The organism is Streptomyces nitrosporeus, assembly GCF_008704555.1.
In the GTDB taxonomy this organism is placed as follows: Bacteria; Actinomycetota; Actinomycetes; order Streptomycetales; family Streptomycetaceae; genus Streptomyces; species Streptomyces nitrosporeus.
Genome location: NZ_CP023702.1, coordinates 5806261 through 5820763, shown reverse-complemented (window position 1 = coordinate 5820763; position 14503 = coordinate 5806261). Strand labels below are relative to the sequence as shown.

At 71.2% G+C, this 14503-nt stretch carries 12 protein-coding genes; 6 read left to right on the top strand and 6 right to left on the bottom strand.

Annotation, left to right across the window (positions count from 1 at the left end):
• Positions 1 to 20: 20 nt before the first annotated feature.
• The gene (locus tag CP967_RS25670) at positions 21 to 200 is read left to right on the top strand and encodes a hypothetical protein (protein ID WP_150490248.1); all 180 of its coding nucleotides are present in this window, start codon (positions 21 to 23) and stop codon (positions 198 to 200) included.
• Positions 201 to 285: 85 nt separating this feature from the next.
• Here CP967_RS25670 and dnaE read toward each other — a convergent pair whose 3' ends face one another.
• A complete protein-coding gene (dnaE, locus tag CP967_RS25665; RefSeq protein WP_150490247.1) occupies positions 286 to 3825 on the bottom strand; it encodes a DNA polymerase III subunit alpha in 3540 nt (1179 codons plus the stop codon).
• A 170-nt stretch (positions 3826 to 3995) separates the two neighbouring features.
• Here dnaE and CP967_RS25660 point away from each other — a divergent pair, with 170 nt between their 5' ends.
• The 4 genes from CP967_RS25660 to CP967_RS25645 all read left to right on the top strand — a co-directional run bounded on the left by CP967_RS25660 (position 3996) and on the right by CP967_RS25645 (position 8782).
• Positions 3996 to 5330: a DUF2252 domain-containing protein gene (locus tag CP967_RS25660; RefSeq protein ID WP_229888321.1), complete on the top strand. Its 1335-nt coding sequence runs from the start codon at positions 3996 to 3998 to the stop codon at positions 5328 to 5330.
• Positions 5331 to 5367: 37 nt separating this feature from the next.
• The gene (locus CP967_RS25655; protein WP_150490245.1) at positions 5368 to 6093 is read left to right on the top strand and encodes a hypothetical protein; all 726 of its coding nucleotides are present in this window, start codon (positions 5368 to 5370) and stop codon (positions 6091 to 6093) included.
• Positions 6094 to 6141: 48 nt separating this feature from the next.
• Complete coding sequence (locus CP967_RS25650) at positions 6142 to 6957, top strand: DsbA family protein (RefSeq protein WP_150490244.1); 816 nt, start codon at positions 6142 to 6144, stop codon at positions 6955 to 6957.
• A 175-nt stretch (positions 6958 to 7132) separates the two neighbouring features.
• A complete protein-coding gene (locus CP967_RS25645) occupies positions 7133 to 8782 on the top strand; it encodes an alkaline phosphatase D family protein (protein ID WP_150490243.1) in 1650 nt (549 codons plus the stop codon).
• 72 nt (positions 8783 to 8854) lie between these two features.
• Here CP967_RS25645 and CP967_RS25640 read toward each other — a convergent pair whose 3' ends face one another.
• The gene (locus CP967_RS25640) at positions 8855 to 9433 is read right to left on the bottom strand and encodes a dienelactone hydrolase family protein (protein ID WP_150490242.1); all 579 of its coding nucleotides are present in this window, start codon (positions 9431 to 9433) and stop codon (positions 8855 to 8857) included.
• Between the two features lie 36 nt (positions 9434 to 9469).
• Here CP967_RS25640 and CP967_RS25635 point away from each other — a divergent pair, with 36 nt between their 5' ends.
• Complete coding sequence (locus CP967_RS25635) at positions 9470 to 10606, top strand: mechanosensitive ion channel family protein (protein ID WP_150490241.1); 1137 nt, start codon at positions 9470 to 9472, stop codon at positions 10604 to 10606.
• Between the two features lie 23 nt (positions 10607 to 10629).
• On the opposite strand, the gene CP967_RS25630 is transcribed toward CP967_RS25635, so the two are convergent.
• The 4 genes from CP967_RS25630 to lspA form a co-directional block, all read right to left on the bottom strand.
• On the bottom strand, positions 10630 to 12216 hold the full coding sequence (locus tag CP967_RS25630) for a Na+/H+ antiporter (RefSeq protein ID WP_150490240.1): 1587 nt from the start codon (positions 12214 to 12216) through the stop codon (positions 10630 to 10632).
• A 119-nt stretch (positions 12217 to 12335) separates the two neighbouring features.
• Positions 12336 to 12812 (bottom strand): GNAT family N-acetyltransferase, encoded by a 477-nt coding sequence (locus CP967_RS25625; protein ID WP_150490239.1) that lies wholly within the window; start codon positions 12810 to 12812, stop codon positions 12336 to 12338.
• Positions 12809 to 13750 carry an RluA family pseudouridine synthase gene (locus tag CP967_RS25620; protein ID WP_150490238.1) on the bottom strand — a complete coding sequence of 314 codons (942 nt, stop codon included), beginning with the start codon at positions 13748 to 13750 and terminating at the stop codon, positions 12809 to 12811. The genes CP967_RS25625 and CP967_RS25620 overlap by 4 nt, the downstream gene beginning before the upstream one ends.
• Before the next feature lie 100 nt (positions 13751 to 13850).
• On the bottom strand, positions 13851 to 14462 hold the full coding sequence (gene lspA, locus CP967_RS25615) for a signal peptidase II (RefSeq protein WP_150490237.1): 612 nt from the start codon (positions 14460 to 14462) through the stop codon (positions 13851 to 13853).
• Positions 14463 to 14503: the final 41 nt, after the last annotated feature.

The window sequence follows — 14503 nt, the reverse complement described above, 5'->3', positions numbered from 1 at the left end:
CCGCCCGAGGAGGCATCACCATGGCCAAGAACAAGAGTCGCAAGCAGGGCGCCCAGCACGACCGCTCCTCCGCCGCCGAGCGCGGCACGGAGCAGGCCAGGTCGACGGCGTACGAGTCGCAGACGCAGGCACAGTCGCAGGCCCAGGGCAGCCCCGCCGACGTCGCCCGCAAGCACCAGCGCCGCTTCGGCCACAACTGACCGGCTCCAGACCGGGACCGGCCGAGAACCGGAGAAGGGCGCCCCGCCGGCGGACCGGCGGGGCGCCCTCGCGCGCGGGGTGCGGTCAGCCCGCCAGGCAGGACGGGCCGAGCAGCACCTTCAGGTCGCCGAAGAGCGCGGGGTCGGGCTTGACCCGGTGGCGGTCGAGCCGCAGGACGGTGGTCTTGCGGGGCCCCTGGAGCTTGATGCGCACCTCGGTGTCGCCCCGGTGGTTGCCGAGGACCTCACCGAGCCGGCTCACCATGGGCGGGGTGACCCGGACCGTGGGGATGGTCAGCACGACGGGCGCGTTGGTCCCGGCCGAGGAGATGTCGGGGACCTGCATCTCCATGGCGACCAGGCGCGGTACGTCCTCGCGCTTGTCCAGGCGCCCCTTGACGAAGACGACGGTGTCCTCGACGAGCTGGGTGGAGACCAGCTGGTAGGTGGCGGGGAAGAACATGCACTCGATGGAGCCCGCGAGGTCCTCGACGGTGGCGATGGCCCAGGCGTTGCCCTGCTTGGTCATCTTGCGCTGGAGGCCGGAGATGATGCCGCCGACGGTGACGATCGCGCCGTCCGCGTGCTCGCCGCCGGTGAGCTGGGAGATCGAGGCGTCCGACTTGTCGGACAGCACGTGCTCCAGCCCGAAGAGCGGGTGGTCGGAGACGTAGAGCCCGAGCATCTCCCGCTCCTGGGCGAGGAGGTAGGACTTCTCCCACTCGACGTCGGAGAACTCCACGTCGAGGCCGAAACCGGGCTCGCTGCTCTCCTCCTCGCCCATCCCGCCGAAGAGGTCGAACTGCCCCTCGGCCTCCTTGCGCTTGACCTGCACCACGTTGTCGATCATCGGTTCGTGGTGGGCGACCAGCCCCTTGCGGGTGTGGCCCATCTCGTCGAAGGCGCCCGCCTTGATGAGGGACTCGACGGTGCGCTTGTTGCAGACGACCGCCTCGACCTTGTCCAGGAAGTCCGGGAAGGAGGAGTACTTCCCCTTGGCCTTGCGGCACCGGATGATCGAGTCGACGACGTTCTGGCCGACGTTGCGGACGGCGGTGAGTCCGAAGAGGATCACGTCGTCACCCTGTGCGGCGAAGTTGGACTCCGACTCGTTGACGTTCGGCGGGAGCACCTTGATGCCCATGCGGCGGCACTCGTTGAGGTAGACCGCCGACTTGTCCTTGTCGTCCTTGACGGAGGTCAGCAGTGCCGCCATGTACTCGGCCGGGTAGTTGGCCTTGAGGTAGGCGGTCCAGTAGGTGACCAGGCCGTAGGCGGAGGAGTGCGCCTTGTTGAACGCGTATCCGGCGAAGGGCACCAGGACGTCCCAGAGGGCCTGGATCGCGGCGTCGGAGTAGCCGTTCTTCTTGGCGCCCGCCTGGAACAGGACGAAGTTCTTCGCCAGCTCCTCCGGCTTCTTCTTGCCCATCACGCGGCGCAGGATGTCGGCCTCGCCGAGCGAGTAGCCGGCGATGATCTGGGCGGCCTTCTGGACCTGCTCCTGGTAGACGATGAGGCCGTAGGTCAGGCCGAGCGTCTCCTTGAGCGGTTCCTCCAGCTCCGGGTGGATCGGGGTGATCTCCTGGCGGCCGTTCTTGCGCTCGGCGTAGTTCGTGTGCGAGTTCATGCCCATCGGGCCCGGCCGGTAGAGGGCCGAGACGGCGGAGATGTCCTCGAAGTTGTCGGGCTGCATCTGGCGCAGCAGCGAGCGCATCGGGCCGCCGTCGAACTGGAACACCCCGAGCGTGTCACCGCGGCAGAGCAGTTCGTACGTCTTGGGGTCGTCCAGCGGCAGGGCGAGCATCTCCAGCTCGACGCCCTTGTTGGCCTTCACCATCTTGATGGCGTCGTCCATGATCGTCAGGTTGCGCAGGCCCAGGAAGTCCATCTTGAGCAGGCCCAGCGACTCGCACTGGGGGTAGTCCCACTGCGTGATGGTGACGCCGTCGGTGTGCCGCACCCAGACCGGGGCGTGGTCGACGATGGGTTCGCTGGACATGATCACGCCGGCCGCGTGCACGCCCATCTGCCGGACGAGCCCCTCGACGCCCTTGGCGGTGTCGATGACCTTCTGGACGTCGGGCTCGTTCTCGTACATCCCCCGGATCTCGCCGGCCTCGCCGTAGCGGGGGTGCTTGGGATCGGTGATGCCGCTGAGGTCGATGCCCTTGCCGAGGACGTCGGCGGGCATCGCCTTGGTGAGGCGGTCGCCCATGGCGTAGGGGTAGCCGAGGACGCGGGCGGAGTCCTTGATCGCGTTCTTGGCCTTGATCTTGCCGTAGGTGCCGATCATGGCGACCTTGTCGGCGCCGTACTTCTCGGTGACGTACCGGATCACCTCGACGCGCCTGCGCTCGTCGAAGTCGATGTCGACGTCGGGCATGGAGACGCGCTCCGGGTTGAGGAAGCGCTCGAAGATCAGTCCGTGCTGGATCGGGTCGAGGTCGGTGATGCCCATGGCGTAGGCGACGATCGAGCCGGCCGCGGACCCCCGGCCGGGGCCGACCGCGATGCCGTTGTTCTTGGCCCACATGATGAAGTCGGCGACGACGAGGAAGTACCCCGGGAACCCCATCTGGATGATGATGTCCATCTCGTACTCGGCCTGCTTCTGCCGGTCCTCGGGGACACCGCCGGGGTAGCGGCGGGCCATGCCGGCCCGGACCTCCTCCTGGAACCAGGTGACCTCGGTGTAGCCCTCGGGGATCTCGAACTTCGGCATCAGGTCGCGCTTCTCGAACATGCCCGCGGTGTCGATCTGCTCCGCGACGAGCAGGGTGTTGGCGCAGCCCTGCTGCCAGGCGTCGGAGGAGTCGACGGCGTACATCTCGTCGGTGGACTTGATGTAGTAGCCGGTGCCGTCGAAGCGGAAGCGGTCCGGGTCGGAGAGGTTCTTGCCGGTCTGGATGCAGAGCAGCGCGTCGTGCGCGGTGGCCTCGTGCGCGTAGGTGTAGTGGGAGTCGTTCGTGACCAGCGGCGGGATGCCCAGCTTCTTGCCGATCTCCAGCAGCCCGTCGCGGACCCGGCGCTCGATCTCGATGCCGTGGTCCATCAGCTCCAGGAAGTACCGGCCCTCGCCGAAGATGTCCTTGTAGTCGGAGGCGGCCTGGACCGCCTCGTCGAACTGGCCGAGCCGCAGCCGGGTCTGCACCTCGCCGGAGGGGCAGCCGGTGGACGCGATGAGGCCCTCGGACCACTGGGAGATGGTCTCCTTGTCCATGCGCGGCCACTTCTGGAGCCAGCCCTCGGCATAGGCGTCGGAGGAGAGCCGGAAAAGGTTGTGCAGCCCGGTGCTGTTCGCCGCCCAGATCGTCTTGTGGGTGTAACCGCCGGAACCGGAGACGTCGTCGCGCTTCTGGTGCGGCTGGCCCCACTGGATCTTCCGCTTGTGCTTGCGCGACTCGGGGGCGACGTACGCCTCGATGCCGATGATCGGCGTCACCCCGGCCTTCTTGGCCGAGTGGAAGAAGTCGTAGGCGCCGTGCAGGTTGCCGTGGTCGGTCATGGCGATGTGCGACATGCCCATGCTGTTGCACGCCTCGAACATGTCCTTGAGCCGCGCGGCACCGTCCAGCAGTGAGTACTGGGTGTGGACGTGCAGGTGCGTGAAGGGCGGCTTGGTCACGGCGCTGTGCCTCCGGGGGAACGGGTGACGGGCGGTGGGGGGACAGCCTGGAAGTCTACGTCGTGACGGCGGCGGACGTCGGGCACTCCGGGAGGGCCCCGCGCGTTGGAGGTGCGGGGACGCCCGTCCCATGTGTCATGAACGCCATGCACCCCAGGAGGCACCCAGCGATGCCGGACACGCAGGCCCGCGCGGAAGAGCGCGGGGAGCAGATCCTCGCCGTATTCGACACCGCCTTCGGGGAGCTGCTGGCCGCCGATCCGGCCGCCTTCCGGGTCAAGTTCCGCAAGATGGCGGGCTCGGCCTTCGCCTTCTACCGGGGCTCGGCCGGCCTGTTCTACGCCGACCTGGACCGCGAGCGGCGCACCGGCCCGTACCTGGACGAGCGGACGAGCCGGGTGTGGATCCACGGCGATCTGCACGCCGGGAACTTCGGTACGTACATGGACGCCAACGGCCGGCTGGTCTTCAACGTCAACGACTTCGACGAGGCCTACGTGGGCCCCTTCACCTGGGACCTCAAGCGCTTCGCCGCCTCCGTCGCGCTGATCGGCTACGCCAAGGCGCTGAGCGACGGGCAGATCACGGAGCTGGTCCGGGTCTACGCCGCCGCGTACCGCGAGCGCGTGCACGCCCTGGCGACCGGCGCCAAGAACGAGGAGGTGCCCCCCTTCACCCTGGACACCGCCGACGGCCCCCTGCTGGGGGCGCTGCGCGCCGCCCGCTCCCTCACCCGGTTCGGGCTGCTGGACTCGATGACGGAGATCCGGGACTTCGAGCGCCGCTTCGCGGCCGGCGGCGGGGCGGTCGACCTGGACGCCGCGACCCGGTACAAGGTCCTGGCGGCGTTCGACGGCTATCTGGAGACCCTGCCGGAGTCAAGCCTGGCCCGGCCCGACTCCTATCGGGTGAAGGACGTGGTGGGCCGCCGCGGCATCGGAATCGGCTCGGCGGGCCTGCCCTCGTACAACATCCTGCTGGAGGGCAACAGCGACGCCCTGGAGAACGACGTCGTGATCTACCTCAAGCAGGCCCAGACCCCGGCGGTCTCCCGGCACGTCACGGACCGCGCCGTGCGGGAGTACTTCCTGCACGAGGGCCACCGCACGGTGATCTCGCAGCGCGCCCTCCAGGCGCACGCCGACCCGTGGCTGGGCTGGACGGAGCTGGACGGGTCCGGCCAGCTGGTGGCCGAGGTCTCCCCGTACGCGGTCGACCTGGACTGGTCCGACATCGACGAGCCGGAGGAGATCGCGGCGGTCGTCGCCGACCTCGGCCGGGCGACGGCGACGATGCACGCGGCGGCCGACGACGAGAGCGGCCACTCGCTGGTGCCGTTCTCCACGGAGCGGGCGATCGACGCGGCCATCGCGGCCGACGAGGAGGGCTTCGCGGAGCTGCTCGTCGACTTCGCCCACGGGTACGGCGCCCGCGCCCGTGCCGATCATCAGATCTTCGTGGACCTGTTCCGCAACGGCCGGATCCCCGGGCTGCGCGGATCTTAGCGACCGCTTACAGGGACACATGGCACACTCTGCGGCGATGGACGTTTCAGGGACCCCGGTCAGAGCGGTACGCGCGGCGCTGTTCACCGCGCTCGTCGTCACGCTCTCCTCGGCCTCCCATGTGCTGCTCTCCCGGGTCCCGCTGCCGCTGGTGTCGATAGCGCTGCTGGCGGGAGTGGTCTTCGCCGTGGCGTTCGCGCTGGCGGGACGGGAGCGGGGCTTCGGGGCGATCGCCGGGCTGCTGGTCCCGCTGGAGCTGGCCGCGGACACGGTCTTCACCACGGGCCAGCACCTCTGCTACGGAGCGGCGGGCGGCCCGATCGCGGGTCCGCTGCGCTCCGTCGGGGTGGACGTGCTCTGCGGCGGCGGGACGGAACCCGGTTCCGGCTCGCTGACCGGTGTGGCCGCGGTCGGGGCGCCCCTGGCCGGGGTGACCGGCGCGGGCGACCGTGCCGCCGCCCTGCTGGCCTCGCCGGGGCCGGCCGTGCCGTGGCTGCTGCTGGCCGCCCATGTCTCGGTCGGACTGCTCGCCGCGGCCTGGCTGCGGCGCGGCGAGTCGGCCCTGGCCGCGCTGCTGCGCGCGGCCGGCGCGGTCGCCTTCCGCCCGCTGCTCACCGCGGTCGCCGCGGTGGGCGCCGTCCGCCGTCCGGCGCCGCGCCGCGCCCGTCCGGTGGGACGTCCGGGCCCGCTCTCCGCGGCCCGCCTCCTGGTGCACTCCGTGGGACGGAGGGGACCCCCGCGCCCGGCACACCTCCCTGCCTGAGTACGCGGTGACCCCGCTCACCTTCCCATCCACCCCCGGAGAACCCCCATGAGCAAGCGCAACAGCCACGAGAACAAGTCCGCCGCCCGCGAGCGGCTGCGCGCGGAGCGCGAGCGCCAGGCGAAGAAGGACAAGACCCGCAAGCAGATCGTCGTCGGCGTCTCGGTCGTCGCCGTCCTGGCCGTCGCGGGCGGTGTCAGCTACGGCGTGATGCAGCTGAACAAGCCCTCCGCCTGGGAGGCCGCGTCGGACGCCAAGAACGTCACGGCCCCGAAGAACACCACGGGCGACGACGGCACGACCGTGGTCATCGGCAAGGACAGCGCGAAGAAGACCCTCGAACTCTACGAGGACTCCCGCTGCCCGATCTGCGCCACGTTCGAGCAGGGCGTCGGCGAGACGGTCGCCAAGGACGTCGAGGCCGGCAAGTACAAGGTCAAGTACGTCGGCGCCACCTTCATCGACAACACCGACAACGGCGAGGGCTCCAAGAACGCCCTGAGCGCCCTGGGCGCCGCGCTCGACGTGAGCCCGGAGGCGTTCCTCGACTACAAGGCCGCCCTGTACTCCGCGAAGTACCACCCGCAGGAGAGCGACGACAAGTTCGCCAAGGACGACTACCTCATCGAGGTGGCGGACTCGGTGGACGCGCTGAAGGGCAACGAGGCGTTCCGCAAGGCCGTCGAGGACGGGACGTACGACGCCTGGGCGATGAAGATGTCCGGGGCCTTCGACAAGAGCGGGGTGCAGGGCACCCCGACGCTGATGATGGACGGCAAGAAGGTCACCGCCGAGGGCAGCGACAACGCGCCCATGACGGAGGCCGAGTTCACCGCGGCGATCGACAAGGCCCTGAAGGGCTGATCCGCGCCGGGCGGCGGAGAAGCCGCCCGGCGGCTCCGCCGGGCCCGGTCCGGCGGAGGACCACCGGCCCCCGCCGGGCCGCCGGCACCGCTGCGGGCGTCGGACGGCTGACAGGCAGGCGAACTTCCCGTGTTCGCCTGCCTGTTCGGCTTACCCGCCAGTAGGGTGATCGTCCGTGACCAGACGAGACCTCTCCGCACCCACCCGCCGCACGGTCGTCAGGGCAGCCGCCGCCACCGCGGTCGCCGTCCCCGTGCTCGTCACCGCCACCGGCGCCCGCGCCGCCGACGGTCCCGCCTTCCTGCACGGTGTCGCCTCGGGCGATCCCCTGCCCGACGGCATCCTCCTGTGGACCCGCGTCACGCCCTCCCCCGGGGCCGTGCCCGGCTCGGGCCTCGGCGCCGACACCGCCGTCTCCTGGGAGATAGCCGAGGACAAGGCGTTCACCCGGATCACCGCCCGCGGCACCACCGTCGCCCGGGCGGCGTCGGACCACACCGTCAAGGCGGACGTACGCGGTCTGAGCCCCGCCACCACGTACTGGTTCCGCTTCTCGGCCGGTGACGGACAGCCGGTCCTCTCCCCCGTCGGCCGCACGCGCACGGCGCCCGGAACGGACGCGGCTGTCGGCCGTGTCCGCTTCGGGGTGGTCTCCTGCGCCAACTGGGAGGCCGGCTGGTTCTCCCCGTACCGCCATCTCGCGGCGCGCCCCGACCTGGACGCCGTGCTGCACCTGGGCGACTACATCTACGAGTACGCCTCGGGCAGTTACCCCACCCAGGACACCGTCGTACGCCCCCACGCCCCGCTCCACGAGATAACGACGCGGGCCGACTACCGCGTCCGGCACGGCACGTACAAGACGGACCCCGACCTCCAGGCGCTGCACGCCGCCCACCCGGTGATCGCCATCTGGGACGACCACGAGTTCGCCAACGACGCCTGGTCGGGCGGGGCCGAGAACCACAGCCCGGACACGGAGGGGGCCTGGCGGGACCGGGTGGCCGCGGCGAAGCAGGCGTACTTCGAGTGGATGCCGGTACGCACCTCCACCGAGGGCACCGTCCACCGCCGGCTGCGCTTCGGCCGCCTGGCCGACCTGCACCTGCTGGACCTGCGCAGCTTCCGTTCCGAGCAGTTGTCCATCGGCGACGGCGCGGTGGACGACCCGGAGCGGACCATCACCGGGCGGGCCCAGCTGGACTGGCTGAAGGCGGGGCTGGCTGGTTCGGACGCCGTCTGGAAGCTGGTCGGCACCTCCGTGATGATCTCGCCGGTCGCCTTCGGGTCGCTGCCCGCCCATCTGCTGGGCCCGCTCGCCGGACTGCTGGGCCTGCCGTCCGGGGGGCTGGCGGTCAACGTCGACCAGTGGGACGGCTACACCGCCGACCGCGAGGAGCTGATCTCGCACCTGCGGGACCACTCGGTCACCAACACGGTGTTCCTGACCGGTGACATCCACATGGCGTGGGCCAACGACGTGCCCGTGAAGGCGGCGACGTACCCGCTGTCCGCCTCCGCGGCCACCGAGTTCGTGGTGACGTCGGTGACCTCGGACAACCTCGACGACATCCTGCGGGTCGCCCCCCAGACGGTCTCCCTCGTGGCGGCGACGGCACTCAGGGCCGCCAACCGGCATGTGAAGTGGGTCGACCTGGACTCGCACGGCTACGGCGTCCTGGACGTCACGGCGGAGCGTTCCCAGATGGACTACTACAAGGTCTCGGACAAGACCGCGAAGGACGCGGTGTCCTCCTGGGTCCGCTCGTACCGCACCCTCAGCGGCACCCAGAGGGCCGAGCGGGCGGACGCCCCGGTGCACTGACGGCGCCTGCCCGTACCGGTCCCGTCCCGCCGCCGGGGCGGGACCGGTACGCGTCCGTGCCGTGGCGCGGCTCTACAGGGTGGCCAGGAAGCCGAGCGAGACCTTCCAGGTCAGGTCGGCGGCGGCCTTGTCGAAGTCGGGCAGGTCCGGGTCGGTGTACAGGTGCCCGGCACCGGGGTAGCGGTAGATCTCGACGTCCGCCCCGGTCCGCCGCATCTGGAGGTACCAGCTGTTCAGCCAGTCCGGGGACTCGAAGGCGTCCGGGTCGGCGACGTGCAGCTGCACCGGCAGCTCCTCCACCGTGGCGTTCTGCGCGATGTCCGACGTGCCGTGGAGCAGCAGCAGCCCGCGCGCCTTCGCGTCGCCCAGTGCCAGGGTCTGCGCCACCGACGCGCCGAAGGAGAACCCGGCGTACACCAGGCCCTGGTCCGAGTAGGGCGCCGCCGCCATGACCGCGCGCTTGAGCAGCTCGTCCTTGCCGACGCCGTCCTTGAAGGCCATCCCCTCCTCGACCGTGTCGAAGGTGTGGCCCTCGAAGAGATCGGGCACGCGCACCTCGTGCCCGGCTGCACGCAGCCGGTCCGCGGCCGCGTGCACAGCCGGTCGCAGACCGTAGGCCGAGTGGAAAAGCATGATGTTCATGGGCCCCATGGTGCCAGCTGTGCCCCGATGCATGGAGGACGAGGAATGGAGAACGTACTGCGCCCGCTCCTGGTGGTGGGCGGGTCCCTGGTGATCACCCTCGCGGTGGGGTGGCTGGTCGACCTGCTGCTGCGGCGGGCCGACGCGCGGCACCACGAGACGCCTCTGTGGGGGCTGCTGCGGCTCTGCCGCCCTCCCCTTCAGGTGGTCCTCTGCACCGCGCTGCTCAGCACCTCCTACACCCAGATACGCCTGGACCTGGTGCGGGACCACCGGACCGGGATCGGCCGGGCCCTGGCCCTGGTGCTGATCGCGGCATCGGCCTGGCTGGTCATCCGGATCGCGGCCACCATCGTGGAGTCCTCCTACGCCCGCTACGCCTCGGCCTCGCGCGACGCGGCCCGGGTACGCAGGGTCCGGACCCAGGTGACGCTCATCCAGCGGGTGGTCACCGCGGTGGTGGCGACGGTGGCGGTCGCCGCGATGCTGCTGACCTTCCCGGCGATGCGGACGGTCGGCACCTCGATGCTGGCCTCGGCCGGTGTGGTCGGCATCGTCGCCGGTGTCGCGGCGCAGTCGACGCTCGGCAACCTCTTCGCGGGCTTCCAGATCGCCTTCGGCGACATGGTGCGGATCGGCGACACGGTGGTGGTCGACGGGGAGTGGGGCACCGTGGAGGAGGTCACTTTGACCTTCCTCACCGTACGGACCTGGGACGAGCGCCGGATCACCATGCCGGTCTCCTACTTCACCAGCCGCCCGTTCGAGAACTGGTCGCGCGGCGGCATCCAGATGACCGGCACGGTCTACCTCCAGCTCGACCACTCGGCGCCGCTGCCCGCGATGCGGGAGCAGATGCGCGAGATCCTCCGCGGATGCTCCGCCTGGGACGGGCGTGACTGGTCGCTGGCGGTGACCGACACCACACCGACGACCATCGAGGTGCGGGCCGTGGTCACCGCGAAGGACGCGGACGACATCTGGACGGTGCGCTGCGCGGTGCGTGAGCAGCTGATCGCCTGGCTGCGCGACAACCACCCGTACGCCCTGCCCCGGGTCGCGACCGCCGCCGCCGTGCCGCCGCCCGGCGTCAGCCTGCCGGAGCCGGCCGCCGCCGAGGCGGCGGCGGAGGCCGACCGCGCGGCGGACCGGGAGCCGGCGCCCCGCACCGGCCGGGGCTGACCGGCGCGCTCCGGGCCGGGTCTTCAGCGCAGGCTGCGTACGTCCAGGTAGCGCAGCACCCGGTCCACGACCTCCGGGTCGGAGCCGGGCTCGTTGCGGGCCGCCAGCACCTCGTGGCGGGCGGCCGAGAGCATGTCGCGCTGGACGCGGCTGACCGCCCTGAAGCGCTCCGCGCGCCGGGCGTACGCCTCGCGCCGTTCCTCGTCGACGACGTCCGGGCTGATCCGCGCCCCGATGTCGTACGCGGCGCGTTGCAGCCGCTCGACGACCTCGTCGGGGAGGTCCTCCCGCGCCTCGATCTCCTTGAGGCAGCGCTTGGCCGCCCCCGCCGCCCGGACGGCGAGGTCGCGCTCCAGCGCCCGCTCGGCGTCCGTGTCCGCCCGTACGCCCAGTCTGCGCACCAGCCAGGGCAGGGTCAGCCCCTGGACGACGAGGGTGGCCATGATGACGGTGAAGGCGATGAAGACGATCTCGTCCCGGCCGGGGAAGGGGGCGCCGTCGTCGGTCTCCAGCGGGATGGCGAGGGCCAGGGCGACCGAGGCGACCCCGCGCATGCCCGCCCACCACATGACGACGGTCTCCCGCCAGCTGGTGGGGATCTCCTCGCTGTAGTCGCGGCGGGTGTGCATCCGCTGGGCGAGCCAGGTCGCGGGCAGCAGCCACAGCAGCCGCACCCCGACGACGACCGCGACGACGGCGAGTCCCCAGCCCAGCAGTTCCGGCAGCCGCCCGGCGGCCGTGCCGAAGACGCTGTGGAGTTCCAGTCCGATGAGGCCGAACGCGACCCCGGTGACCAGGGTGTCGACGATCTCCCAGAAGGAGCGGCCGGTGAGCCGCCCCTGGACGTCGTCGGCGTCCGCGGTGTGCTCGGCGAGGAAGAGCGCCGTGGTGAGGACGGCCAGCACCCCGGAGCCCATCAGCTCCTCGGCGAGTACGTAGCTCACGAACGGCACCAGCAGGGTGAGGCCGACCTGGAGGGTGGCGTCGCCGAGCAGGCCCATCAGCTTGATGGTGAGCCAGCCGAGCACCAGCCCGACCACCACGGCGACGACCGCCGACAGGACGAGCAGGCCGAATGCCTCGGGCAGCGAGAAGCTGCCGCTCACCGCGGCCGCGATCGCCACGTGGTAGAGCACGATCGCGGTGACGTCGTTGAACAGGCCCTCCCCCTCCAGGATCGACACGAGCCTGCGGGGCAGTCCCAGCGACCCGGCCACGGCCGTCGCGGCGACCGGGTCGGGCGGGGCGACCAGGGCCCCCAGCGCCACGGCGGCGGCGATCGGCAGACCCGGGACGACGGCGTCGGCGACGGCGGCGACCGCCGCGGTCGTGACGAAGACGAGGGCGACGGCCAGCAGGAAGATGGGCCGCCTGTTGGCCGCGAACTGCCGCCACGAGGTGCGCTGCACCGAGGCGTAGAGCAGCGGCGGCAGCAGGGCGGGGAGGATGAACTCCGGTGGGATGTCGATGTCGGGGACGAAACTGGCGAACGCCATCGCGACCCCGGCGAGCGTCATCAGCACCGGGGCGGGCAGCTTGAGGCGCTCTCCCAGCGGCACCGTGACCACCGCTCCGAGCAGCAGCAGGAGCAGGAGCGCCATCTGGTCCACGGGTCTTCGCCTTCCGCAGCACGGCCGGGCTCGCTCGGAGTCCGGTGGTCAGCCGGTGAGGCGTACCAGCCTGCCATGCGGAAGCCGGTCCTCCGGCGGCGCCCCGGCGGGGCCGCGGGTCACAGGGCCCGGCGCATGGCCCGGTGCGGAATGCCGGCGTCCGGGAACTCCGGACCGTACGCCGTGTAGCCGAGGCGCTCGTAGAACCCGAGGGCGTGGGTCTGGGCGTGCAGGTCGACGGCGGTCAGGCCCAGTCCGCGGGCCTCGGCCTCGATGGCGCGGACCAGCGCCGCGCCCACCCCCAGGCCGCGGGCCCGGCCGGTCACGGCGAGGCGGCCCAGCGAGCCGACGGCGGGGTCACCGCCGGTCTTCCCGGCGGCGTCCTCGCCGTGCAGCAGCCGGCCCGTACCGAGGGCGGTGCCGTCGGCGGCGACGGCGACGACGTGCACCGCCGTGGTGTCGTAGGCGTCGTACTCGATCTCCTCGGGCACGTTCTGCTCACCGACGAAGACGTCCTTTCGGACCTGGAAGCAGGCCGCGAGGTCGCTCTCGCCGTCGGCGCGGCGGGTGCTGAAGGAGGTCTCCGGTCCGGTCACCGGCTCTCCTCGGCGATGATGTCCAGGGCCCGCCGCAGGTCTTCGGGGTACTCGCTGGCGAACTCGACCCAGCGGCCGTCCGAGGGGTGCTCGAAGCCCAGCCGGACCGCGTGCAGCCACTGCCGGGTGAGTCCGAGACGCTTGGCCATCGTGGGGTCCGCGCCGTAGGTGAGGTCGCCGGCGCAGGGGTGGCGGTGGGCGGACATGTGCACCCGGATCTGGTGGGTGCGCCCGGTCTCCAGCTTGATGTCGAGCAGGCTGGCCGCGCGGTAGGCCTCGATGAGGTCGTAGTGCGTCACGGAGGGCTTGCCCTCGGCGGTGACGGCCCACTTGTAGTCGTGCTGGGGGTGACGGCCGATGGGGGCGTCGATGGTGCCGCTCATCGGGTCGGGGTGGCCCTGGACCAGCGCGTGGTACTTCTTCTCCACCACCCGGTCGCGGAACTGGCCCTTGAGCAGGGTGTAGGCCCGCTCGGACTTGGCGACGACCATCAGGCCCGAGGTGCCGACGTCCAGCCGGTGCACGATGCCCTGCCGCTCGGCCGCGCCCGAGGTCGAGATCCGGTAGCCGGCCGCGGCCAGCCCGCCGATGACGGTGGTACCGGTCCAGCCGGGGCTGGGGTGGGCGGCGACACCGACCGGCTTCATGATGACGACGATGTCGTCGTCGTCGTGCACGATCTCCATGCCCTCGACGGGCTCGGCGACGACCTGGACGGGAGCGGGTGCCTGCGGCATCTCCACTTCCATCCAGGCCCCGCCGTGCACCCGTTCGGACTTCCCGGCGACGGCCCCGTCCACCTGCACCTTGCCGGCGGCCGCGAGCTCGGCGGCCTTGGTGCGGGAGAAACCGAACATACGGGAGATGGCGGCGTCGACGCGCTCGCCCTCCAGGCCGTCGGGTACGGGCAGGGTGCGGACCTCGGGATACGTGCTCACCAGTCGAGTATGCCTTGCGCCGCCCGGTGCCCCGGGCCTCGGGCGGCGGATCGGGCCCCTGACCCCTGCGCGGCCCCGGCCCTGGTGCGGTCCCTAGTCCCTAGTCCTTGTGCACGGTCCCGTCGGGGTCCAGGCCCCTGAAGGAGAGGATGACGATGAGGATGCCGCCGCACACGATCGCGGAGTCGGCGAGGTTGAAGACCGCGAAGTGCGCGGGGGCGATGAAGTCGACCACCGCGCCCTCGAACACGCCCGGGGCCCGGAAGATGCGGTCGGTGAGGTTGCCGAGCGCCCCGCCCAGCAGCAGCCCCAGGGCGATCGCCCAGGGCAGGCTGTAGAGCTTGCGCGCGAGCCGGACGATCACGATGATCACGACGGCCGCGATGGCCGTGAAGATCACGGTGAACGCCTCGCCGATCCCGAACGCGGCACCGGCGTTGCGGATCGCGTCGAGTTTCAGCCAGTCGCCGAAGATCTCGATGGGTTCCTCGTGCTCCAGCTTCGCGACCACGATCATCTTGCTGACCAGGTCCAGCAGATAGGCCAGGAGGGCCACGCCGAGGAGAACGGGGATCTTCTTCCTGCCCCGGCCGCCGCCCCGGGCCTCGCCGGCCGGGTCCGCGCCCTCGGAGGGCTGCCGGGCCGCAGCTCCGTCAGCCCCCTCGGCATCGGGGATTTCCGGCGTACCGATGATGCGCTCCGCCTCTGCCACGTGAGTCCCTCAACCTAGGTGCCTGACTGAGGACGAGGGTA